The 25,037-nt window shown below is 55.2% G+C and carries 20 protein-coding genes; all 20 read left to right on the forward strand.

The features are described from left to right. Window positions 1-8 precede the first annotated feature (8 nt). The 20 genes from ACWBU6_RS23625 (at window position 9) to ACWBU6_RS23720 (ending at window position 25,031) form a co-directional block, all read left to right on the forward strand. Window positions 9-2,882 (forward strand): type VI secretion system Vgr family protein, encoded by a 2,874-nt coding sequence (locus tag ACWBU6_RS23625; RefSeq protein WP_452645779.1) that lies wholly within the window; start codon window positions 9-11, stop codon window positions 2,880-2,882. After that, entirely contained in the window at window positions 2,883-3,767 is an 885-nt protein-coding gene (locus ACWBU6_RS23630) for a DUF4123 domain-containing protein (RefSeq protein WP_452645780.1), read from the forward strand. A 65-nt stretch (window positions 3,768-3,832) separates the two neighbouring features. After that, on the forward strand, window positions 3,833-4,351 hold the full coding sequence (locus ACWBU6_RS23635) for a DUF3304 domain-containing protein (RefSeq protein ID WP_452645781.1): 519 nt from the start codon (window positions 3,833-3,835) through the stop codon (window positions 4,349-4,351). Beyond that, a complete protein-coding gene (locus ACWBU6_RS23640) occupies window positions 4,341-6,323 on the forward strand; it encodes a T6SS phospholipase effector Tle1-like catalytic domain-containing protein (RefSeq protein WP_452645782.1) in 1,983 nt (660 codons plus the stop codon). Before ACWBU6_RS23635 ends, ACWBU6_RS23640 begins: the two co-directional genes overlap by 11 nt. Window positions 6,324-6,347: 24 nt before the next feature. After that, window positions 6,348-9,404 carry a type VI secretion system Vgr family protein gene (locus ACWBU6_RS23645; protein ID WP_452645783.1) on the forward strand — a complete coding sequence of 1,019 codons (3,057 nt, stop codon included), beginning with the start codon at window positions 6,348-6,350 and terminating at the stop codon, window positions 9,402-9,404. 5 nt (window positions 9,405-9,409) lie between these two features. Further along, complete coding sequence (locus ACWBU6_RS23650) at window positions 9,410-11,842, forward strand: phospholipase D-like domain-containing protein (protein ID WP_452645784.1); 2,433 nt, start codon at window positions 9,410-9,412, stop codon at window positions 11,840-11,842. After that, window positions 11,842-12,939: a T6SS immunity protein Tli4 family protein gene (locus tag ACWBU6_RS23655; protein WP_452645785.1), complete on the forward strand. Its 1,098-nt coding sequence runs from the start codon at window positions 11,842-11,844 to the stop codon at window positions 12,937-12,939. Before ACWBU6_RS23650 ends, ACWBU6_RS23655 begins: the two co-directional genes overlap by 1 nt. 424 nt (window positions 12,940-13,363) lie before the next feature. Beyond that, window positions 13,364-14,251: a T6SS immunity protein Tli4 family protein gene (locus ACWBU6_RS23660; RefSeq protein ID WP_452645786.1), complete on the forward strand. Its 888-nt coding sequence runs from the start codon at window positions 13,364-13,366 to the stop codon at window positions 14,249-14,251. 57 nt (window positions 14,252-14,308) lie between these two features. Then, window positions 14,309-15,558, forward strand: a protein-coding gene (locus ACWBU6_RS23665) for an IS3 family transposase (RefSeq protein WP_452645787.1) whose coding sequence is annotated in 2 segments (ribosomal slippage) — window positions 14,309-14,594 and window positions 14,594-15,558 — 1,251 coding nt in all. Because the reading frame shifts where the segments join, the coding sequence is not laid out codon by codon here. 329 nt (window positions 15,559-15,887) lie between these two features. Next, window positions 15,888-16,115: a hypothetical protein gene (locus ACWBU6_RS23670; RefSeq protein WP_452645788.1), complete on the forward strand. Its 228-nt coding sequence runs from the start codon at window positions 15,888-15,890 to the stop codon at window positions 16,113-16,115. A 34-nt stretch (window positions 16,116-16,149) separates the two neighbouring features. Then, window positions 16,150-16,650, forward strand: coding sequence for a DUF3304 domain-containing protein (locus ACWBU6_RS23675; RefSeq protein ID WP_452649612.1), 501 nt, complete (start codon window positions 16,150-16,152; stop codon window positions 16,648-16,650). A 538-nt stretch (window positions 16,651-17,188) separates the two neighbouring features. Continuing rightward, window positions 17,189-17,599, forward strand: a complete 411-nt coding sequence (locus ACWBU6_RS23680) for a DUF3304 domain-containing protein (protein WP_452645789.1) — start codon at window positions 17,189-17,191, stop codon at window positions 17,597-17,599. Window position 17,600: 1 nt separating this feature from the next. Further along, window positions 17,601-18,311, forward strand: a complete 711-nt coding sequence (locus tag ACWBU6_RS23685; protein ID WP_452645790.1) for a DUF3304 domain-containing protein — start codon at window positions 17,601-17,603, stop codon at window positions 18,309-18,311. A 276-nt stretch (window positions 18,312-18,587) separates the two neighbouring features. Next, window positions 18,588-19,961: an IS4 family transposase gene (locus tag ACWBU6_RS23690; protein WP_452649585.1), complete on the forward strand. Its 1,374-nt coding sequence runs from the start codon at window positions 18,588-18,590 to the stop codon at window positions 19,959-19,961. 8 nt (window positions 19,962-19,969) lie between these two features. Beyond that, window positions 19,970-20,242 carry a DUF3304 domain-containing protein gene (locus ACWBU6_RS23695; RefSeq protein WP_452645791.1) on the forward strand — a complete coding sequence of 91 codons (273 nt, stop codon included), beginning with the start codon at window positions 19,970-19,972 and terminating at the stop codon, window positions 20,240-20,242. Window positions 20,243-20,252: 10 nt separating this feature from the next. Then, on the forward strand, window positions 20,253-20,642 hold the full coding sequence (locus ACWBU6_RS23700; RefSeq protein WP_452645792.1) for a hypothetical protein: 390 nt from the start codon (window positions 20,253-20,255) through the stop codon (window positions 20,640-20,642). A gap of 78 nt (window positions 20,643-20,720) precedes the next feature. Further along, a complete protein-coding gene (locus tag ACWBU6_RS23705) occupies window positions 20,721-22,124 on the forward strand; it encodes a tetratricopeptide repeat protein (RefSeq protein ID WP_452645793.1) in 1,404 nt (467 codons plus the stop codon). A gap of 305 nt (window positions 22,125-22,429) precedes the next feature. Then, the gene (locus ACWBU6_RS23710) at window positions 22,430-22,723 is read left to right on the forward strand and encodes a DUF3304 domain-containing protein (RefSeq protein ID WP_452649613.1); all 294 of its coding nucleotides are present in this window, start codon (window positions 22,430-22,432) and stop codon (window positions 22,721-22,723) included. A 278-nt stretch (window positions 22,724-23,001) separates the two neighbouring features. Continuing rightward, entirely contained in the window at window positions 23,002-23,448 is a 447-nt protein-coding gene (locus tag ACWBU6_RS23715; RefSeq protein WP_452645794.1) for a DUF3304 domain-containing protein, read from the forward strand. A 107-nt stretch (window positions 23,449-23,555) separates the two neighbouring features. Further along, window positions 23,556-25,031, forward strand: coding sequence for a tetratricopeptide repeat protein (locus ACWBU6_RS23720; protein ID WP_452645795.1), 1,476 nt, complete (start codon window positions 23,556-23,558; stop codon window positions 25,029-25,031). Window positions 25,032-25,037 lie beyond the last annotated feature (6 nt).

Consider the following 25,037-nt stretch of genomic DNA (forward strand, 5'->3'; position numbering starts at 1 on the left):
GATAGAATATGAGGACTGAACTCCTGTCCCAGGCGTATGCCGCCCTCGCCCAGTTCGCCAGTGAAAGCCGGCTGTACGAGCTGACACTGGAAAAAGACGGCGAATACGGCTCGGGCGGGCTGCTGGTCGAAGCATTCCTGGCCGACGACAGCCTGCAGGAAGTCGGTACCCGCGACGTGATCGCCCTTTCGACCAGCGCCACCATTCAACCAGCCAGCCTGCTGGGCCAGCGCGCCAGCCTGCAAGCCAGCCTGGCCGACGGCAGCCGCACCGCCTTCCACGGCTACATCAGCCATGCCGCCATGCTGGGCAGCGAGGGCGGATTTGCGCGCTATCGCCTGCGGATGTCATCCTGGCTGTGGCTGGCCACCCAGGCACGTAACAGCCGCGTATGGCAGGACAAGGGCGTAGCCGACATCGTGGACGAAGTGTTCTCCGGCTTCGCCCCCTACGCCAAATGGCAGTGGAGCGACGACGCGCGCACCCTGCTCGACGCGATCCCTGTGCGCAGCTACTGCTGCCAATACCGCGAATCCGACTACGACTTCGTGCGCCGCCTGCTGACGGAGGAAGGTATCACCTGGCGCCTCGAGGACGGCGAAGAAGAGCAAACCCTCGTACTGTTCGCCGACAGCAGCCAACAATCGGCCACACCGGAAGACGCCAGCAGCGCGGCCGGCAACGGCCTGCGCTACCATGCGGCCCGCGCCGGCGAGCAGTTCGACACCATCCAGTCGCTGCAATCCATGCGCCAGCTGGTTAGCGGCGCGGTGGCGGTCCTCAGCTACGACTACAAGGCCAAAGCCGCCGTCAGCGCCACCATTCCTACGCGCGTAAGCGACCTGGGCAAGCACGCCCACCAGCCGGAAAGCTATGACTATCCTGGCCAGTACTTCTACGGCGACAGCTCCGAGGCCGAACGCTACGCCACCCTGCACATGCAACTACATGAAGCGCGCAGCCAGCAGTGCTTGGGCCGCTCCACCGTGCGCACGCTGCGCGCCGGCACCCGCTTCACCATGACGCAAGGGGCGCTTCTCTCCGATGAAAAAGACGCAGAATATGTCGCCCTGCGCGTACTCGGCGTGGGCGTCAACAACCTGCCAATTGCCGCCAAACGCGGCCTGGCCGAGCTGTTCGGCCCCATCCCCGAACTGCTCGAAACGCTGGCCGCGCAAACGCGCGACCTGCCTGAAGATTTCGGCACCACGGTGGAAAAAGCTTCCGCCAGCGGTTATGCCAATAGCTTCGCCGCGTTGGCAGCAGACGTTCCGTGGCGCCCTGCCCACCATGGCGGCGAAGGCCGGCAGCACGCCAAGCCTACCGCCCTCGGCTCCCAAAGCGCGATCGTGGTCGGCGAGAACGGCCAGGACGTGCCGCAGGGCGGCAACGAGATCCATTGCGACCGGCTTGGCCGGGTACGGATCCGCTACCACTGGCAAGACTCCGCCGACGCCACGTGCTGGGTGCGCGTCGCGCAACGCTCGGCCGGCGGTGGCATGGGGAGCCAGTTCCTACCGCGCATCGGACAGGAAGTGCTGGTGCAATTCATCGAGAACGACATCGACCGCCCGATCATCGTCGGCGCGCTGTACAACGGCCAGGGCGAAAGCGGCATCCCGCCGACGCCTGGCGGCGCCACCGCCCAGGAGGCGTCCGATCATTTCGGCCATGCCCACGACCACGCCACTTCGGCGCAGGGCAACCTGGTTGGCGGCAATGGCCCGGTATGGCACGGCTCCGGCGGCGGCAGCGGCGCTCACCGCAACGCCTCCGCGATGTGGGGCGTGCGCAGCAAGGAATTCGGCGGCAGCGGCTATAACCAGCTCTTATTCGACGACACCGACAGCCAGGGCCGCGTACAACTGCGCACCACCCAGGCTGCCACGGAGCTGAACCTGGGCCACCTGGTGCACAACACCGACAACTACCGCGGCAGCCTGCGCGGCCAGGGCGCCGAGCTGCGCACCGATGCTTATGGCGCGGTGCGCGCGGGCGCCGGCCTGCTGGTCACGAGCTACAAGATCAGTCACGGCGCCCCTCAGCGCGACCCGGCGGGTGACAACACCGCTGGTATCGCCATGCTGAAGCAAGCCGTCAAGCTGGGAGAAACCTTCAGCGACGTCGCCGTGAAGAACGGCACCGTCGGCCTGGCCTCCCACATGGGCGCCCACAAAGCCAATGCCAGCGCACTCGATGCAAAAGAAGCGCCGCTGAAATCGTTGTTGACCGCAGTGTCCGGCATGGTGGGTGACGCCAGCCTCGACGCCGCGCAAGCGGATGCTGGCGAGCGCAAGACTAGAGCTGGCGCAGGAAAACTGCCGCACAGCGCAGATCCGATCGTCGCCATCACCGCCAAGGACGGCCTATCAGCGAGCGCCGCACGCGACCTGCAAATGGCAGTGGGCGAAACCGCAACCGTGATGAGCGGCGCCGACACGCAACTCACCACTGGCGGTCAGATGCGCATCCACACGCAGCAAACGATTGGGATGCTGGGCGGCGCAGTCAAGCCGGGCGAGCAGGATATCGGCGTGCAGGTCATCGCCGCACGCGATCCTATCGATATTCAGGCGCAGGCAGGTGCAATGCTGGTACAGGCGCTTAATGTAATCAACGTGAAGAGCTCCAATGCCCATATAGACTGGGCTGCGGCGAAGAAGATCAGCCTTTCCACCGTTGGCGGCGCAAACATCACTATCGATGGCGGCAACATCACGGTGCAATGCCCAGGAAAAATCGAGATTAAGGCAGGCAAGAAGTCCTTCGTTGGTCCCGAGCGGGAAGATTATCCAATGCCCAAGCTGCCGTCGAGTGCTCCTGTCTGTATCGAATGCCTGATAAAGGCCCTTAAGTCTGGTTCCCCTATTGCGGTGGTTTGAATGAAGAAAAGGTCGGAATTATTCGGGCAGGACCCGGCAAATGTATCTGCAGTAATCGCGGAATTGTATGAGCTTGCGAACTCAAAACCGGAACTGCATTGGGCTGCGCTCGTCGACGCAGCTTTCGACCATCCTTTGGCGCATGAATCACCGTATTGGAGCATCGGAATCAACTGCTACGACAGCGTCGCATACGAAGGTTTGACTAAGGCCGCTCCAATGCTAGTGCCCGTTGATCCAGTCAACAACCAAGCGTTCGTGTCCCGCTTGTTAAAGCACTGCTATGATCGACCAATGGTCAGCTTCATTGCATGCCAAATCGAATTGGACAAGTTGAGCGAATCGTGGCGACAACTGCATTGGATAACGGCGGTCGATCAACAACGGATGATTTTGCGATTGGCAGATACCCGTATTCTCTTGGCGCTTCCTCAAACACTGAAGAAAAACCAATGGGCAGCCTTCGCGGAACCGGTGGCACAGTGGCTCATTGTCAATCGAACGGGCGACCTCGCTCCGCTTGACCTTCCTGCACAAGATACTGCAAAAGTATCCACAATTCACCTCGAGCTTGAGCAACTTTCCGCTCTACTTTCTGCGGCTGAACCAGATAACGTGCTCGCAACGTTATCTGACTCCATGTCAGACATCCTTCCGATGGATATACGCCCTTCGGTTCGATACGAGATCGTTGCGCAATGCTGCGAACTGGCGAGCAGGTTCAATATCTCGAACTGGGCAGACGTGGTTTCACTTTCCATCGCTGCTTTCCTTACAGGAGGAAAAACAAATCATGACGAAGCTCTGCTTGCGTTCCTGAACGCTAAACAATGGACACCTGGAGACCTTGGGATCAGGTTGGTTAACGACGGCTTCATAAGCTAACAGCCCGCGCTTTGCAATTCTCCTTCGAGTCCCATTCAGCAGTCTCAAAAATCAAAGAAAGTGACGTGGCGGTGAAAAAAGTTACTTCAATACTCATACCCATCTTAAGCAGCATTCTTTTGCTAACTGCCTGCAAAGAACATTCTGTGCCTGCTGGCATAAGAGGGTTCAACCATACAAAAGACATGTATATCTATAACTATACTGTTAACGGAGCAATGGGAGCGGATATTGAGCCAGAAACAGGTGGCGGCACAAGCAGTTGCTGTATTTCTTTGCCTGCAATCTGGCGCCCGGGATTGCGGATGAAGATCTCGTGGGAGTACGGCCGCATTAAGGAGGGTGATCCGAAACTACCTCCGCAAATGGTGGAAGTCGAGGTTCCGAAATACGGAGAGAGTGCGGGAGATTTACATGTGCATTTCTATGGCGGCAATCGCGTAAAGGTCCTGGTCTCCCGTTGTTTGCCAGAACATCCTTTCTACCCAATGGATGCGGGATCGCTTTTGCCTTGGAAAGCAAACAGCACTAAAGAAGAATATCTTAAATGGAAAAAAAAGGTTGGTAAAGGTCATGGCTGCTAATATCGAATCGGCAAAAAACCCTACGCTTTTCAACTCTAGATCACGTTCCCGCCCCCTGAATAAACTGGAGATTATGCAACGCGCAAAAGCCATTAGCGCTCATAAGCTTCAGAACACTACTATGAGATGTTCCGGGCAAGTTTTTGGAGGTGTATTCTTCGATGGCACCGGGAATAATGAAGAGAAAGATTACTTCGAGGCTAAAGGTATTTCGCGGAAGCAAAAGCAAAGTAATGTTGTGCGCCTTCTCCATACCTACCCTCAAAAGAACGATGAAACAAACAAGTACTACCGAACATATATCCCTGGCGTCGGCACACCCTTCCCAAGTATCAAAGACGATGGTGGAGCATTTGGAACGGCAATGTCGTGGAACGGAGAGCCGCGCATTGTTTGGGGAATGTTTGAGGTCTTGAATTTTGTTAGCCTTTACGTCTCTAATGAATTGTTATTGTCTAAACACGAAGCCGGGGATTTGTCAAATGACCTCGGTGGAGTTGGATCCAGGGCGAAAAGGCGTAACGCCAAATTTCAAGAATGGATAAATAAGCTAGAATTAAAGATCAAAAACCGGGGCCCGCGTATGCCCATGCCCGAACAAATAAATTTGTCGGTTTTTGGTTTTTCGCGAGGCGCGGCAGAGTCGAGAGCATTCGTAAATTGGCTCTTCGACATCTGTGAAAAGCGGGAGGGCATTCACTTTCTGGCTGGCGTTCCGTTGCATATCAACTTCTTGGGCATTTTTGATACGGTCGCATCTGTCGGCATCGCTAATGCCTATTCTTCCGGCTTGCTATCTGCAGATGGCCATCAATCATGGGCTGACGAGAATATGCAAATTCACGGAAGCGTCCAGAATTGCTTCCATATTGTTGCTGCACATGAAGTACGTTCTACGTTTCCTGTTGATTCGGTTCGTATTGAAGGCCGATACCCACCCAATACGACAGAACATGTATATCCTGGCGCCCACTCCGATGTGGGTGGGGGATATTCCACAAACGCGCAGGGGAAAACAGATGCGTTAGCCCGCGTAGCCGGCTTCGAAATGTATTGTGCGGCGCTTGCTGCTGGTGTACCGCTTAAAAGAGTGGATGAGCTGGCGTTTGAAGCGCGCTCAGCTTTATTGCCATCTCAAGATGCAATTAACATCTTCACGACATATATGAAAGGAGCAAATATAAAAGAGGCACCCGTCGAAGACATGTTGCGTCAGCACATGGCACATTACTTCACTTACCGATATCAAGCCAGGAAGTCTCGAAATCTTTACTCCAATGCGGATCATTACTACTCACGCAAGTTCTTCAAGGTAGCTCCCGATGAACAGGAGTTCTTACGCGACACCCAACAGCATTTCATCGCTATCTTGGCTCGTGCAGTCAAAATGATGGAGAAAGTTCAATCTGGAAAGTCTTGGAGCGATCACCCGTTCCCTCAGCCATTTCGAAGTATTTACAGGTCTTCGCATCCTGATCCAGAAATTCCGCTTCCTATCATGGGGACACAGAAGGTCGCCTACCGCAGCGGGGCATTGATAGACAAAAAAGACGACGGATCGAACGATGCAGCAGTCAAGCAGATTCGAGAAAAGGTCGAGTCATGGCATAAATGGCTGGCTGACAATAATTATGCTTACCTCGTCGACGAAGACGCACCTGAGCGCGACATTATCAGCGTTCTACAAACCTTGAGCGAAGATCCGCAACCCAAAGAAATGATTGCCTTTTTCGACCATTGGGTTCACGACTCTATGGCAGGCTTAGCAAAAGACCATTTGAATGAATTTCTAGTAAACGGTATCGGACTGGCGAAATTCAGAAGAGTCTATTTTGGTGACATGGAAGACTCAATTGTTCGAAATGCGGTTAAAGAGGCTAACGCCAAGAAGTTGAGTCTAGCGCAAGAGCGCCGTAGACAAAAGAGGCAATGGGACCTGGAAGCGGCTGAGTTTGCACGCACCAGATCCTAGTCATCTGAAGGCAGTAGGATCCGCATGGCGTGCAGGCCGATCGAGCAAGTTAGCGACGTGGCGAAGCGTAGCCGCACCGCCTTCCACGGCTACATCAGCCATGCCGCCATGCTGGGCAGCGAGGGCGGATTTGCGCGCTATCGCCTGCGCATGTCGTCCTGGCTGTGGCTGGCTACCCAGGCACGCAACAGCCGCGTATGGCAGGACAAGGGTGTAGCCGACATCGTGGACGACGTGTTCTCCGGCTTCGCCCCCTACGCCAAATGGCAGTGGAGCGACGACGCGCGCACCCTGCTCGACGCGATCCCTGTGCGCAGCTACTGCTGCCAATACCGCGAATCCGACTATGACTTCGTGCGCCGCCTGCTGACGGAAGAAGGCATCACCTGGCGCCTCGAGGACGGCGAAGAAGAGCAAACCCTGGTGCTATTCGCCGACAGCAGCCAACAATCGGCCACGCCGGAAGACGCCAGCAGCGCGGCCGGCAACGGCCTGCGCTACCATGCGGCCCGCGCCGGCGAGCAGTTCGACACCATCCAGTCGCTGCAATCCATGCGCCAGCTGGTCAGCGGCGCGGTGGCGGTCCTCAGCTACGACTACAAGGCCAAAGCCGCCGTCAGCGCCACCATTCCAACGCGCGTAAGCGACCTGGGCAAGCACGCCCACCAGCCGGAAAGCTATGACTATCCTGGCCAGTACTTCTACGGCGACAGTTCCGAGGCCGAACGCTACGCCACCCTGCACATGCAACTACACGAAGCGCGCGGCCAGCAGTGCCTGGGCCGCTCCACCGTGCGCACGCTGCGCGCCGGCACCCGCTTCACGATGACGCAAGGGGCCCTTTTCTCCGATGAAAAGGACGCAGAGTATGTCGCACTGCGCGTGCTCGGCGTGGGCGTCAACAACCTGCCGATTGCCGCCAAACGCGGCTTGGCCGAACTGTTCGGCCCTATCCCCGAACTGCTCGAAACGCTGGCCGCGCAAACGCGCGACCTGCCTGAAGATTTCGGCACCACGGTGGAAAAAGCTTCCGCCAGCGGATATGCCAACAGCTTCGCCGCTTTGGCAGCAGACGTTCCGTGGCGCCCTGCCCACCATGGCGGCGAAGGCCGGCAACACGCCAAGCCTACCGCCCTCGGCTCCCAGAGCGCGATCGTGGTCGGGGAAGATGGCCAGGACCAGCCAAAGGGCGGCAACGAGATCCATTGCGACCGGCTTGGCCGCGTACGGATCCGCTACCACTGGCAAGAATCCGCCGACGCCACGTGCTGGGTGCGCGTCGCACAACGCTCGGCCGGCGGCGGCATGGGCAGCCAGTTCCTGCCGCGCATCGGACAGGAAGTGCTGGTGCAATTCATCGAGAACGATATCGACCGCCCGATCATTGTCGGCGCGCTATACAACGGCCAGGGCGAAAGTGGCATCCCGCCAACGCCTGGCGGCGCCACAGCGCAGGAAGCATCCGACCATTTCAGCCAGGCTCACGACCACGCCACTTCGGCGCAGGGCAACCTGGTCGGCGGCAATGCCCCGGTATGGCACGGCTCCGGTGGCGGCAGCGGCGCCCACCGCAACGCCTCCGCGATGTGGGGCGTGCGCAGCAAGGAGTTCGGCGGCAGCGGCTATAACCAGCTTTTGTTCGACGACACCGACAACCAGGGCCGCGTGCAACTGCGCACCACACAGGCCGCCACGGAACTGAATCTGGGCCACCTGGTCCACAACACCGACAACTACCGCGGCAGCCTGCGCGGCCAAGGCGCAGAACTGCGCACCGATGCTTACGGTACCGTGCGCGCCGGAGCTGGCCTGCTGGTCACCAGCTACAAGATCACCCACGGTTCATCGCAGCGCGAACCAGCCGGCGACAATACCGCCGGCATCGCCATGCTGAAGCAAGCCGTCAAACTGGGAGAAACTTTCAGCGATATCGCCGTAAAGCATGGCACCGTCGGCCTCGCCTCCCACATGGGATCGCACAAAGCCAATGCCAGCGCGCTCGATGACAAAGAGGCACCACTGAAATCGCTACTCACTGCCGCCTCGGGGATGGTGGGCGACGCAGGTGTCGACGCCGCGCAAGCCGATGCCGGCGAGCGCAAGACCGGCCCTGGCGCAGGAAAATTGCCGCACAGCGCCGATCCGATCATCGCCTTTTCCGCCAAGGATGGCCTGTCAATGAGCGCGGCACGAGACCTGCAAATGGCCACAGGCGAAACCGCAACCGTCATGAGCGGCGCCGACACGCAAATCGCCACTGGCGGCCAGATGCGCATCCACACGCAGCAAGCGATCGGCATGCTGGGTGGCGCGGTCAAGCCGGGCGAGCAGGACATCGGCGTACAGGTCATCGCCGCGCGCGATCCGATTGACATGCAGGCGCAAGCCGGTGCAATGCTGGTGCAGGCGCGCGACGTGATCAACGTGAAGAGCTCCAACGCCCATATCGATTGGGCTGCTGCGAAGAAGATCAGCCTGTCCACCGTTGGCGGAGCAAACATCACGATCGATGGCGGCAATATCACGGTGCAGTGCCCCGGCAAGATCGAGATCAAGGCAGGTAAAAAGAGCTTTGTAGGGCCGGTACGCTCGAACTACGTGATGCCAGCATTGCCGCGCTCCGCAATCAAGGATGTCCCTGTCAAATTTGATATGCGGCTTCAAGACGTCCCCGGCCTTGATGCAGAGCCATATCCGCATGCGAAATGGCGGATTGTTCGAGCAAGCAGCCATGCGCTCGCCCTCGGTGAGAAGAAGTTCCTGCTTTCCGGAGTGAGTGATCACGACGGGAAGATTGTGCTCACGCCTGCAGACGAAAAGACTCTGCACGAAGCCTACAATCAGACACCAAACAAGATCTGGCTGGTCGCCGTCGGCCACGCCCGCGAACTCGAAATCGGAGTTGCACAGGACGAATGGAGCGACACCGAAAAGTTCTATCACGGATTGAATGCCCTAGGGTATGCAGACAGTCACCTGAACGTGGCTGGCGTCGACGTGGAGCAATTCCATGCGCCGATTGCCCGAACCGAATTGAAGACAGCGAGTGGATCCACTCTCCTCAAGAAGATCAAGACTTAACGCAAATGAGCATTAATCAATCACCTAAGGTACCGCCTACACTTTATCAACTTGTCGGCAAAGATGGCGGCTCCTTTCAGGCAGCGCATACAGACACCCTATGGGTCGATGATAAAAACGCATTCTCAGCGCCTACGTCAGGCAATAAGATCGCCGCGTTTACCACTGGCGAGGCTTATTTCGCTGACCTGATCAAAGAATTTGATGCTGCAACCAGTGAGATATGCATGGCGGGATGGCAGGTGAACTGGGATGCCATGCTGGCGCCTGGTGTTCGCCTGTACGACGTTTTCCTTCGGGCTGCCAAACGAGGCGTGGACATCTACGTCATGCCATGGAACGATACGGAACCAGTCCAGACCTACGATGACCAGACCAAAGTGGTTCTGGAATCGATCAATGATCTGAAACCGAGAGACGGTACGAAATTCGGTAAGGTTAAGGTTGAACTTTGCCCCGCGTTCGTCGAGCACAATGGAGGCTATTACTCTCACCACCAGAAACAGGTGGTCGTCGATCGTAAGATTGCCTACGTCGGAGGAATTGACGTGGCTTACGGCAGGTTTGACGATGATACCTATGATCTTCGGCCTGATGCCAAAAGTCGGCAAGGCTTGAACCGCTACAACCCCGGTATTCCTCGTCTGTTGGATATCTCGTCAACTCCCTATGTAGATCCTGACTTGATGTCTGGTATGGTGGATCGTTCGCGCACTTTTGATGGAAAGAAAGTCGACGAGGCAAAAGCCACGAAGGAAGCTCGAAAAATCGCTGCCGGTTCGTGGCAAGTTCCATACGCCGATGCAGGCATGGCTGGGATCATTTTCAACAGCCCTCGAATTTCAGCAAACTCGACTGCTCCATATACGTTGGATCCTGCACGCCAACCCCGAATGCCGTGGCAGGATGTTCACAGCAGAATTGAGGGGCCTGCGGTTTCGCACTTGCTGCGCAACTTCGTGGCCAGGTGGAATGCGATTTCTGATATCACGCTACCTCCTGCGCCCGCGCCGGGAGCATATCCAAAGCTGGGAAACGCGCAAATTCAGGTTCTGCGCAGCGCAGCAATGGAACAATGTGCCAAAGAGCGTGGGAGCAAGAACTCTGCAAAAACTCAGACCGACATACATCAGGCGATGATCAAACTCATCGAGAAGTCGCGTCATTTCATCTACATTGAGAACCAGTTCTTCGTTTCTGATTTTGGAGAAGTCGACGGTGTGGGAGAAAAACTCTCGAACGCGGCGCAATTCATCAAAAACGGAGCCAATGGTCTTGGTGCAGTCGGCCAATTTGCCGTTCGGCGTGCGTCTGGCAGTTGGTGGAGCGAACTGGATCGCCTGCCCCAAAATCTGATCCTGAAAACCCTGCTTGACAGACTGCGCAAAGTTATAGTCGATGACGCTGCAGAACCGAACTTCCACGTCTATATCACAGTGCCAGTGCACCCTGAGGGCTCGATATACAATGCCGCGATTGCTGTGCAAGTATTCTTCACTATGCAATCACTGGTTTTTGGAAGTAATAGCCTTATCAATGGCATTCGGAGGTTGATCAAAGCACGTAAGCTAAAAGAAAGGGAAGACCCAACTTACGAGCGCGTAATCCGCGACCAAGACAACACTGAGTATAAGAGCGTAAGTATTGAAGAATGTTATCAGTACGTTACCCTAATGAATCTACGAAACTGGGCGAAGCTCGGCAATAGATACGTAACGGAGCAAATCTATGTTCATAGCAAACTGATGATCGTTGATGACCGCTTTGCGATCATGGGAAGCGCTAACATCAATGATCGCAGTTTGTTGGGTGATCGTGATTCTGAATTGGCAATACTAGTCGCGGATGAAGATTCGACACGCTGTGACATTAACGGTGACGGGTGCCCTCAACCTGTTCGGACTTTCGCACACGAATTGCGTAAGAACGTTTGGAAGAAGATTTTTGGAGTCGGTATACCAGGGCGAGAACCTGAGGGCATTGCCACCGCGATCGACGCGCCGGGCTCGCCGGCGAGCCGGAAAGCGATTGCAGAGCTGATCACGAAAAATGCCGGGATATATGAAGAGGCGTTCGACTATATCCCTCGCAACAAATCAAATTACGAAAAGGCCGCTGGTTCAATCATGCCCACGTGGACAGGAGACCCTGGAGCGAAATTCAAAGGAAAGCTCGCAGCATCATTACCATTCCAGGAAGAGTTTTGGAATCCTTCAGCGAAGTACTCGCAAGCCAGCGGAATCGCGGGGGTTCGTGGTTTCGCGTGCGCCTTACCAGTTAAATGGACTACCGGTGAGAACATTTGGATTAAGTTCCCGACGGCCTTGATCGTCAAGCGCAAAGAGGGAGCTGATCAACCAGCCACGCCTACTGAACCTAATAATGATGTGAGAGTGGCGAGCAATGGCATTCAGACTGACGGACTTGTAAAACTTTGATGAATATGCACGCAATCCACCTTCGAAGCATGCCGATTCTTTTGACCGTAACGATTTCCTTTGGCGCACAAGCAGGAATGCTCGCTACCTGGAAGTCTGAGTGCGTGGGCAGATCCAAGGTTTCGTTACCGTCCGATGTAGAAATGGCGGCAATCTCATATGACAGCTTTACCGAGGAACTTGCCGGAGGCTCTAGGCTTTCGGTAGCACAGTTTGAAGACGGGCAACGGGCTGGTTGGAGCAGCATTTCTTATCTCAGCGGATCGGTTGTGGTTTCCAATGAGCTGGAAGACGCTCAGATTGAAGACTTACGCTCTCGTTTCAGCAAACAGCCAGCGGGCGAACGCGACTATTTAAAGATGCTAGACACGCCCAAAAGCCGGGTCACGATTGTGCCAGACGTAAAGTCAAGCTCGCCTCAGGTAATGTCATGGAGTTACGGTTCTCACATATCATATCTTCATCAGCTGCAAAATCATCTGCTCTATACGGTGATCTCAAATGATGGCGAGAGACTTGCGGAATCGAACGAGAAATTTGTTTCGCTGGCAAAGAACACGAGTTATCGTGCACTGTTCTCCATACCCAACGGGAGTGGGGTATGCCTGCCCTTTGCATTTATCAAGGACAAGGGACGCGAGCCGCGGAGCATCGCAATTTCATATCGTGTGCGGTCCCATCCTGACGTAATGATTGTCGTAACCGACGAGAGTGCCGGAAAGTCAGATGATGCCGAGGCGAGAAATTCACCCGAGTCGGAGATCAACGAATTCTGGACCCAGTACGAAGTAAGTCGAACGGTCAAGAGGGTTGGTACCCGTTGGCCTCTGAACTCCAAACATGCGGTCGAGATGGATAAACGCAAAGGCATCGCCTCTTTTGTCAGCATTACTCGTAAGGACGACAGTAGAGACTTCGGCTACCTTGCAATCGTGCCGGGAGATCCGCAGTCAAAGACTGACGCTCCACAGCTCAGCTTGCTCGTTGTTCGGGAAGCCAAACACGCCCGAGCAAAGGGCATTGAACCCATCGATGAAAAAGCATTCCTTAAACTTGCTGAACGAATTGCAGCGACCGTGCAGGTTCGACGCGATTGATAGTGGGCGCTTCGAACTTTGTCGGACCACGGAAACGCCGCAGTCGAAAGGTAAAGTGGCAAACCCCAGAAGAGTTTTACAAGGCCTTTGACTCAAGCATCGAGTTGCGCCAGGTCTTTCCCGACAAGACGAAGTAGACCTCAGCGGAGAACAGAATATCACTAACTTCTTTCATATGCGCCAGGGGCTGGCGATGGCGAAGGAGGATGGCAAGTGACGAGCCTTAATGACTGGAGGCCTTCGTCGACGCCTTTTACGAACTTGTTGACTCTTTCAGATGAAGTTGCCACGAATCTTCCTAAACCGCAGCGTTCCGCTTCTTTTAACCGTAACGCTTCCGTTGGGTGCCCATGCGGTAACCTCCACTAACTGGGAACTTGAATGCGTCGGCAGGTCGAGCGTAACTTTGCCGTCGGACGTCGAGATGGCTGCGCTCTCATACGACAGCTTTGCCGAAGAAATTGGCGGAGGGTCCCGCCTTTCGGTATCGCAATTTAAGGACGGACAACGAGCAGGATGGAGTCAGATCTCGTATCTAAACGGGTTGCTTCTTATTTCAAATGAGCTCGACGCGACGCAAATTGCAGACTTACGCTCTCTGTTCATTAAACAGCCAGAACTCAAGCGCGAGCAACTAAAACAGCGTGATACAGCGAAAAGCCAAGCGACAGTTGTGTCGGACGTAAAGGTAAGCTCACCTCAACTAATGTCTTGGGGCTATGCTTCACACACGTTATACCTCCACCAGTTGCAAAATCACTTCCTGACAACGGGGTTTACAAGCGACGGCGAGACGAATTCAGCTTCGAACGAAACATTTGATCTGTTTGCAAAGAATGCCAGCTATCGCCCGCTATTCTCGATTCCTCGCGGGAAAGGTGTGTGTCTGCCTTATGCGTTTATTGGCGACCAGGGACACGGGCCTAGAGACATCTCAATCTCATATCGAATCAAGTCCCATCCAGACGTGATGATTGTCTTTACTGATGCGAGCGCCGAGGAACTCGATGATCCTAAAAGCGCCATCAAATCAGCAGAGGATGAAATCAATGACTTCTGGTCTCAGTACGAGGTCAGCCGAACGGGCAAGAAGGTCCGTTCACATTGGCCGATAAACTCTAAACGTATGGTCAAACTGGATGGGCGCAAAGGAGTTGCCTCCTTTGTCGACATAACGCGTAAAGACGATAGTAAAGACATCGGCTATCTAGCAGTCGTACCTGGTGACTCGCAGGCGAAGGTCGATGTTCCAAAACTTCGTTTGTTTGTGGTTCGGGAGGCCAACCACGCCCGAGCTAGGGGTGTTGTATAGTGGACCCCGAATTTGAGACGGTGGTTTAAGCTGTCGTCCGTGAAAGGATGATAGCGCATGAGTGAAGGCAAAAAACGCAGGGTGCATACGGCGGAGTTCAAGGCCAAGGTGGGCTTGGAAGCGGTACGCGGGGTGAAGACGGTGACGGAGATCGCGCAGGAATACGGCGTGCATCCGGTGCTGGTCGGGCAGTGGAAAAAGGAAATCCTGGAAAACGCCGGGGTGCTGTTCGACGTCAAGCGCGGCCCCAAGCCGGTCGATGAAAGCAGCCCGGAGGACAAGCTGTATGGCGAGATTGGGCGGCTGAAGATGCAGGTCGATTGGCTCAAAAAAAAGCTCGGGGAATGAGCCCAGCCGAACGGGCGCAGTGGATTGATCGCGGCGATGAGGTGCCGTTGGCGATGCAGTGCGAGCTGGCAGCCGTGCCGCGCTCCACGGTCTACCGGCGACTGGAAGCGGCAGCGCGCCAGCCGTTGATAGACGAGGAAGATGGCCAGCTGCGGGCGCTGATCGACGAGGAGTACACCAATCGGCCGTTCTACGGTAGTCGGCGTATGGTGGTGTTTCTGCGCGGGCGAGGCCATTGCGTCAACCGTAAGCGCGTGCAGCGCCTGATGCGGGAGATGGGCCTGGCCGGCATGGCGCCGGGACCCAACACGAGCAAGGCGCAGCCAGGGCACAAGGTCTATCCTTACCTGCTGCGCGGTGTGGCGGTAACGCGGCCAAACCAGGTGTGGTCGACGGATCTCACCTACATCCGACTGGCGAAGGGTTTCGCCTATCTGGTGGCGATCATCGACTGGTACAGCCGCAAGGTGCTGGCCTGGCGCCTCAGCAACAGCATGGACGCCGCGTTCTGCGTGGACTGCCTGGAAGACGCGATACGTCACCATGGCAAGCCCGAGGTTTTCAATAGCGACCAAGGCTCGCAGTTCACCAGCAGCGCCTTCACCGGTGTACTCAAACGCGAAGGCGTGGCGATCAGCATGGATGGGCGCGGACGGGCTTTGAACAACATCTTCGTGGAGCGCCTGTGGCGCAACGTGAAGTACGAGGACGTGTATTTGAAGGGCTATGCCAACATGGCCGAGTTGACGGTGGGGCTGGCGCAATACTTCGCGTTCTACAACGCCGGGCGCCCACATCAGGCATTGGGCTACGAGACGCCAGATCGGGTCTACAGCGCGGGCATCGGCGGCGGTGCGATGATCGTTGACAAATTCAGCGACGCAGATCAGGGGCAGGAAGAAGTGAGCAATACGGGGCAGCGCCGGGCAGCTGCAGAAGTGGAAACGGGCACAGCTTAAATTAACCGGCTAAGTGTCTTGACTGACGGGTCCACTTTATTGAGCCAATTGGCGAAAAGGCTTTCCTTGAACTTGCCGAGCAGATTGCATCATCCGTTCAAGTTCGCCGTAATTGATAGTGGGCGCATTGAATCTTGTCGCATCGCGGAAACGCCGCAGGCTTGGTCGACTTGAAGACCAGCAAGCCCAAGAACTTCCGGATGCACCAGTACGAATAGAATGGTGGAAGTATCTACCTACATTTTTATCCGGACGACTATGTGCGTGTGGCCCTATGACGGCGCAAGTCTGCTGCACCCTATTCAACGTCCTGAGAAGCCAACTGCGCAATGAGGAGATTTAGCATCAAAGCAGGCGTGTTGCTTGGCTCGCTACTTATTGCGGGCTGCTCTAATCTTCCCACTGAAGACGTTCCAAGTTATGGCGCCAGCATCGGCATCGTCAACCACACAGGAAAATTCATCTACTCCGCATCCGTGAATGGTGCTGGCGGCGGGAGCGTTGCAGAGGAAAACCGCTCCTTACAGCCAAATTATCAACTCACAAATATGAATTAGAGGTCAAAAAGTGAAAGTGCTCTTAGCATTTGGCGTGTTACTTCTAGCTGCGTGCTCTACTCATCCCAAAGCAGATGAATCCAATTACGGCGCGAGCGTAGGCATCGTAAACCATACCGGCAATTTCATATACTCAGCATCTGTAAATGGCGGCGGCGGCGGTCATATGGAAGCTTGGGGGGCCGGTGCAGCGAATGTTTGTTGCGTTATGGTTCCGAAGAAGTGGTACCCGGGTATGCAAGTATCGGTACGCTGGGATATGCCTCAAGGAAGCAAGCACATCTACAAAGAGAAGGTCGTCGAGGTCGAGCGATACGAGGAGTCTGGCAGCGTCTACATTCACGTTTTCCCAAACGATGAAGTCAGAGTCGTAATTTCAAACTATGACGGCTGGAGCTCCAAGCATCCCATCCAGGCTCCTAAGCGGCCGGCCACTCAACGCGCACCTACCTCATATGCCGAACTGAAGACACTGTCGAATGGCCTGTGCGCTGGGGCGATACTCGTGTCTTATCCAGCTTGTTGGATTCAATGACTACAACCCAACAAGGGCACCTGCTTAGCCCACTTTATTGCTGGTGGTCGCCAAATCGACAGGGGAATGAATTGAAATGGCGCGGTGTTGGCGCGGCTTCTCCGCTCGCAGCGGAGTTCGACAAGTTTCCGATAGATGACGCGACCTTTGCAGCGCTAATGGACTCGGCTGAGCCAGACTCCATCTTAAGCAACATCTATGACAGCCAACCAGATGTCTTGCGTGCTCACAGTCCCTTTCATGCGCACGCGACTGTGTCGCGACATCTGAAGGTGGCGTCTGCCCACCGAATTGAAGCTGCAAGAGCAAGGCACCACTTCGGCGTCTTATCGCTAATCCTCAGGGACGAATTCACAAAGCATCCAGCTATGGCTGCAACACTAAGTCGCGTTTAAGTGGAGCCGAGTACTTTGACGAAATTCGCAGACTCCCATCGAGCTTTTGGGAATCTGCTGAGGGATACCACTCTACGTCCTCGACCAACAGGCAAAAGGAATGTTCATGAAATTGCTAATCACGCTATTGTGCCGCGCTCTTGGTGGCTTGCTCCACCCCTGCCAAGCACGACGACTCAAAATATGGCGCCAGCGTAGGGATTGTTAATCACACAGGTCGATATATTCATTCAGCGACAGTAAATGGTGCAGGCGGGGCAAACATGGATGCATGGGGAGCTGGTATCGGTGACGTTTGTTGCGTTTCGGTTCCTACGAAATGGTACCCAGGAATGGAAGTCCTCGTACGTTGGAATATGCCTGAGAACGGCAAATATGTTTTCAAGGAGAAGATGGTCACGGTGGAAAAATACGACGAGCCGGGCAGCGTCTACATGCATTTTTTTCCGAATGATCAGGTCCGAGTAATTGTGTCCCGACATTGGAGCATCAGTGACAAGCATCCCATTCCCGCTCCAGTAAAGCCTGCGTCTTCGTCTAATCCATCACATTAAAATGACTAATGAAATTGTAGGGGCGCCTGGTCGAGCCCCTTATCCGGTATCTGACTTCCTAATACCGACCGCGCAGCGACAATCCGGTATGGCGGAGAAATTTGCGCGTTCGGACCCTAAGGACGGGCCGTGTTCGATCCCCGTTCACATTGCGCTGTTTTTTGATGGTACCAATAACAACCTATACCGCGATAAAGCCGTTCCCAATAGGCGCCAATTATTAAAAGGAACGTTCATGAAACTGCTAATTGTGCTTGGGGCAGCATTATTGTCCGCGTGCTCAACTCAGCCCAAACAAGACGACTCTAGTTATGGGGCGAATGTGGGTATCGTCAACCACACTGCTCACTATATACATTCGGCATCAGTGAATGGTGCAGGCGGCGCAAATATGGGCGCATGGGGGGCCGGCATGGGGAACGTCTGCTGCGCGATAGTTCCCACGAAATGGCATCCCGGTATGCAGGTCGTGGTGCGTTGGGATGTACCAGAGGGTAGTAAGCACGTTTATAAAGAAAAGACCGTCGAAGTAGAACGGTACGACGAGCCAGGAAGTATCTACTTACACTTCTTCCCGAATGACGAGGTACGGGTGGTCGTTTCTCAGTACGTGGGATGGAGTCCAATGCACCCGATTACACCACCAAAAAATCCTTCCTCCGAGCCCGTTCAATGTCTTCAAAATCATTCTGACGACAAACAGGGAATTTAAAGAGTGAAAGCACTTTTGGCGATTAGCGCGCTACTGCTGGCAGCTTGCTCCACGCAATCCAGGACCGAAGACTCAAAATATGGGGCGAGTATTGGCATCGTGAATCACACAAGCAATTTTATTTATTCTGCTGCTGCAAATGGTGCCGGTGGTTCAAACATGGCTGCATGGGGAGCCGGTATGGCTGAGGTCATGCCCTTATACACAAGTCTGACATGACCGGCATGCGCCAGAAAAATCAGTTTACATTCAAGGACTTGCAACAGCACTTGTAAGCTGACGTCATTTCGCGTTTACTCTCGCCTTTTAGGTGGCGCGTTGACGACAGCAGCACAGTGGGCAACCACGGAATTTGCAGGATTAGATCTCGGTGATGCGCGCCTCAACAATCGAGCGAGGACGTTGATGGAGCGATTTGCAGCCGACCCGACGGCGAGCATTCCTGATGCCTGCCACGGCTGGGCGGAGACGATGGCCGCTTACCGTTTTTTGAGCAATGAAGCGGTGGATTGGCAAGCCATCCTTACGCCGCATTGGCAGCAGACTCAGCAGCGCATGCACGGCAAGGCGGTCGTTCTCTGTATGCAAGACACGACAGAACTGAATTTCAACGGACAAGAGACGGAGGGCCTGGGGCCGTTATGTTACGAGCCGCAGCGCGGCATGTATTTGCATCCGACTTATGCGGTGACGCCGCAGCGCGAAGCGCTGGGTGTGCTCGATGCATGGATGTGGGCTCGCAGCAAGAAAGATGCATCTGGTAAGCGCAATGATTTGAAGGAAAGCCTGCGTTGGATCGAGGGCTATGATCGCGTTGCCGAAATGGCGGCGGACTTCCCCGATACGCGCCTGGTTTATTTGGCGGACCGGGAAGCCGATCTTTTACCCTTGATGCGCCGGGCGCAAGAAGCTGGCGAGCCAGCCGACTGGCTAATCCGCGCCGCGCACAACCGATGCCTGCCTGATGGCGGCAAGCTTTGGGAGCGCACCACCGCCAGTGAGCCAGTTGGGCAGATTGAATTCACCATGGCGTCGCGGCATGGCGTCAAAGCCCGTCCTGTACGCCAGCAATTGTGGGTGCAGCGGATTGATCTGCGCAACGGTGCCAATGGCCCCCTGGCCGTGACCAGCATCGTGGCGCGCGAAATCGATGCGCCAGCCGGCGTTAAGCCAATTGAATGGCGCTTGCTGACCAACCGTTGTGCCACTAGCCATGCGGAGGTAGTGGAATTGATCGACTGGTATCGCGCCCGCTGGGAAATCGAAATGCTGTTCGACATCCTGAAGAATGCTTGCCGTATCGAGTCGTTGCAGTTGGAGCATATCGGCAAACTGGAACGGGCTATCGCGATGTATCTGGTAGTGGCATGGCGCATCGCGCACCTGATGCGGCTGGGGCGAACCTGCCCAGACCTGGAGGCCAGTCGCTTCTTCGACTGGGCCGAAATTCGCGCTGCATACATGCGCTCCAAGGCTGGGCCGCCAGCAAAGCCGACGCTGAATGAGGTGCTACGTTTGATCGCCGGATTTGGCGGTTTCCTTGCCCGCAAAGGCGACGGTGAGCCCGGTGTGCAAACGATTTGGAAAGGACTGCGGAAAGTGCGCGTGGCGGCGGAAGCATTACGCTATGCAGCTATGCCTGCTTCCTGATTTTGGACTTGTGTATAAGGGCATGGGCTGAGGTATGCTGCGTGATGGTCCCTAACACATGGTACCCAGGCATGAAGGTTACGGTCGAGTGGGATATGCCTGACGGAAGCAAACACAATTACAAGAAGAAGACAGTCGAAGTCGAACAGTATGACGAGCCCGGCAGCGTATACCTGCACTTTTTCCCAGATGATCAAGTACGTGTGATTGTTACTCCATATGGCGGCCCTAGTCCAAAGCATCCTATTCCACGGCCACAGAAACCATCCTTAGCTCGATAATTGTCATCATATGATTCATGCAACTCCAAGCGAAACTTCTTTTCCGGTGTCAGACTTTCTTATGTTCAGCGCAATGGAAAAGTCTGATATTGCTAAGCAATGCAAACTAGGTTCAGGTAAGTGCTCAATACCGGTCCACGTAGCCCTTTTCTTCGACGGAACTAAGAACAATCTTTATCGTTACAAATTTGGCAGACGTATTGGCGTTCCGAATGGGGCAGGCGAACCGACTCCGATAAACAATAAGCAAATTGCACCTGAGGCAGCCGACCACCTGGTGTTCGGCACGCCAGACGGCAAGGAAAAATGGAAGACACGCGGAGAGCCCGACAAGGCTTTTGATATCAGTGAAGACGCGCGCCAAGTCTTCCCCGATCGGCCGCGGGACGATGACGAATAGCCTTTCCCAACGTTGATTCCAGCTCACCCATACCTACAAAATTTATTCCTCGAAATGACAAAGACTTCATTCACAATCTTGGCAGCCGCACTACTCAGCGTGCTGCCACTAACTTCCTCTGCACAGCAAGAGTTTCCGCTCACCGACGAAGAGAAAATCTACATTAACTCTCTGCTTGAATTCCAACAGGAGCCGGACTTGCCTATGCCTGCCAAACAGTTCCTGCTAGCGCGTGCTCATGGATATCGCGGAGACCTTCGCGAAGATGACAAGCGCTCGGAGAAGCTTTATGTCCTCGCTGCCGAAGGTGGCCACATTAGTGCACAGAAGCACCTGCTTGAGGCCCGGAAGGAGAACAGTTCCGGTTCGACGCCAACCGCAAAGCAGTTGGCGGAGTGGGAGGCGAACATCGAAAAGAACGCATCAGCTGCGCCTGCTGCTTCGGCGTCGAAAAGAGCCCGCTCCGATCGCGCTAATAACTTCATAATGTCGCTGTCATTATCGGAACCCTCACAGCGGCAGCAGGCATTCGAACTGCTAAAAAAATCTGCGGAGGCCGGGTACATACTGGCCCAACTGAACTTGGGATACAAATACCGGCGCGGCCTCGACGGGGTCGAGAGCAGTGTTACCAACAGCAAGCGATGGTATTTGAAGGCTGCCGAGCAACTCTGGCCAATGACTGACAAAGGAAACCCCATAGCCGCGAGCGCCCTGGCCGACCTGAGCCTGGAAAATAAAGGATTGCCTTATGACCCAGAACTGGCGGGAGTCCTGTTCAAAATCTCCCTGGAGCGTTTACCTGGACGTGAGCATGATGCAGAAGAATTGCGCAAGATCGAGCAAAAGCTTCCACCCGAACGGCTTGCCCGCATGAATGCCACAGCAGCACAATGGCGGCCTGGAATGGCGCTGCCGCGCGATCTTCGGCAAGCGCTTTGCACCTCGTCCGATTTTGTCCAGCCGGGTTTCGACAAGAAGAAGGCGCAAGCGGAATTTGCTGATTTCCAGGCGCGCCTGCGGAAGGCCGCCGATGATGTGAGTGAGGTCGAGCCATCGCGTATTGGCAAAACTGCCGCACTCAACGCGGTACGCACGGCGTTCGCGGGAACAATCGCGACAGGGGCTAAAGGCGAGGCGCTGCTGGCCGAACTCATTCAGCCTGCACCGAGGGGCATGGTTTCGCCAATGGGATCGATGTTTGAAAAAATCATGGGCAAAGCATGCCCGGCAGGATTCGGCGGCACCTTCACCGACGAAGGCAATTCCGTTGAGCTTTGGTATGTGGATCTCGATCCGGCCGACCGCGGCGCACTCAAGGCGTTCCCGAAAGCGGCGTTGCCTGCCCATGGAAGCCTGGTGCGCGGCAAATTCCCGGCGCTTGCTTTCTCGCGAAACCAAAACGGGGAGCTGCAGCTTTACGGCATGTCGCAGGAAATGGCGATGATCATGCAGTACTGGTGGGGCGTCCAGTTAATGTAGCCCCCAGGCTCTGGGCGCGACTAGAATCCCGTCGCGCCGGCTGCTGTGGCATGCTGCAACCCATCCGCAATTTCCCCAATATGCTGGCCGGAGCCCAATACGCAAGCTCAAGGTCCCAGCACCTCAAACAGGTAGTCATGAATGAAAGTACTTTGGGCATTTAGCGCTCTACTTCTGACGGCTTGCTCCATGCCGGCCAGGGTTGACGATTCGAAATACGGTGCGAGTATTGGTATCGTGAACCACACGAGCAAGTTCATATATTCTGCTTCCGCAAATGGCGGCGGTGGCGGTCATATGGAAGCCTGGGGGCAGGTGGTGCAAATGTTTGTTGTGTGATGGTTCCTCGTAAGTGGTATCCGGGAATGAAGGTTCCCGTGCGTTGGGATATGCCGGAAGGAAGCAAGCACGTCTATAAAGAAAAAATCGTTGAGGTGGAAAGGTATGAAGAGTCCGGCGGTAGCCTCTACATTCACGTCTTTCCAAACGACGCGATACGGGTGGTCATTTCGAAGTATGCAGGGTGGAGTCCAAAACATCCAATTCCGCCCCCGTGGAGCCTGCCTCAAAGATTGATCAGTCAAAATAAACATGATTAACGCGCGCCCCATTTCTGCCCCATTTCCAGTTACTGAATATTTGCGTCCCGATGCATGAGACCATTCTAAGATCTCCGAAAAAAGTGCTTGCGCCGCTGAAGGACCATGTTCAATCCTGGTGCACGTTGCAATATTCTTTGATGGGAACAATAACAATCTGTGATCAGAAAGGGGAGCGACTATTTCAAAGAGATTGCTCAGTTGCCGTCAACTTTTTGGGCTGTAGCCGAAGATTCCCGTGCCAATTCGCCAACGCGTACACCACCAAAGGAACATTCATGAAATCGCCATTTATGTTTAGCGCGCTGCTTCTCGCAGCTTGCTCTACGCCGCCGAAAAAAAACATTTCCAATTACGGGGCCAGCGTAGGAATCGTTAATCACACGGCCAAGTATATCCATTCCGCCTCGGTGAACGGTGCTGGCGGAGCAAATATGAGCCCATGGGGAGCTGGCGCTGCAGAGGTATGTTGCGCCGCCGTTCCTCGAAAATGGTATCCGGGAATGCAGGTAGTTGTGCGTTGGGATATGCCAGAAGGAGGAATGCACATTTACAAGGAAAAAGTCGTCGAGGTGGAGCAGTACGAAGAAGGCGGAAGCATTTATCTGCACTTTTTCCCTGACGACAAAGTGCGTGTTGTTGTGTCTCGTTATTACGGATCGAGTCCCAAACACCCAATTCCGAGCCCACAACAACCAACTTCACAGCCCACCCAACCCCATTAAACATGATTGGAGTTCGATGCACCCGATCAAGGCGCCAGAAAGCCCTGCCGAACAATCCAGCCAATCGAGATAAACATGCCCCAGCTGAAATCAATTAGGAAGTGGGAATGAGAGCACTTCTGGCGGCAATGGCCAACAAACTTTCGATCTTTGAAATGACAATAACTCCTGCCACCTTCTTTGCAGCAACGCTGCTTTGCGCGTCGCCATTTACTTTCGCTGCGGATTCAGACTTCGCGTTCACCGATAAGGAGAACATCTACATTAGCGCTATGCTCGAATTCGAGCAGATAGCCGAATTGCGCACGCCTGCCAAGCAGTTCATGGTGGCGCGGGAACATGAACATGGCGGCGACCTTGGACGAGATGATAAGCGCTCCCAAAAACTCTACATCCTCGCTGCCAACGGCGGGCACATTGCTGCACAGAAGCACTTGGTGGCAGCCTACCGGAAAAAAAGTTCCGGTTCGGCGCTAAGCGCCAAGCAGGTAGCAGCGTGGGAGGCAAACATCAAACGGCATGAGGGAGCGGCTAGCCCGGCTTTAATGCCGGAACCGGGCCGCACCGATCGCGTCACAGAATTCAGATTGTCGCTCTCTTTATCGGATCCCTCGCAGCAACAGCAGGCATTTGCGCTCCTTGAGAAGTCTGCGGAATCCGGATACATGCAGGCCCAGCTCAGCTTGGCATACAAATACCGGCGTGGCCTGGATGGGGTTCAGCGCAACGCTGCCCGCAGCAAGCAATGGTATCTGAAGGCCGCCGAGCAGCTTTGGACCATGGCCGACAACGGAAACCCTATTGCCGCTCGTGTCCTGGCCGACTTGAGCCTGCATAGCAAAGAGATACCTTATGATCCTGAATTGGCGGGAGTCCTGCTAAAAGTCTTGCTAGAGCGGATACCGGGAAACGAGCGCGACGCAGAAGAATTGCACAAGATCCAACGGGAACTGCCGCCCGAAAGGCTCGCTCGCCTGAATGCTACGGCAGCGCAATGGCGGCCAGGAATGGCGCTGCCACGTGATCTTCGGCAGGCGATTTGTACCTCTTCCGACTTTGTCCAGTCAGGGTTCGACAAGCAGAAGGCGCAAGCGGAGTTTGCTGATTTCCAGACGCGTCTGCGGAAGGCGATCGATGACGTGAGTGATGTCGAGCCCCGGCGGGTTGGCGAAACGGCCGCACTGACCGCGGTGGGCGCTGCATTTGCAGGCACAATCGCAACCGGGGCTAAGGGCGATGCGCTGCTGGAAGAACTCATTCAGCCATCACCCAGGCGCGTGGTTTCCCCGTTGGGATCCATGTTTGACAAGATCATGGGGAAAGCATGCCCGGTAGGATTCGGCGGCAGCTTTACCGACGACGGAAATACTGTAGAGCTTTGGTATGTGGATCTCGACCCTGCCGACCGCGGCTCACTTCAGGCCTTTCCGCAAGCCGCTTTGCCTGCGCATGGAAGCCTGGTGCGCGGCAAATTCCCTGCGCTGGCTTTTTCGAGAAACGAAAGCGGAAAGCTTCAGCTTTATGGCATGTCGCAGGAGATGGCGATGATCATGCAATTTTGGTGGGGCGTGCAGTTAATGTAGGCGCCT

Source organism: Pseudoduganella sp. HUAS MS19, from assembly GCF_053615455.1.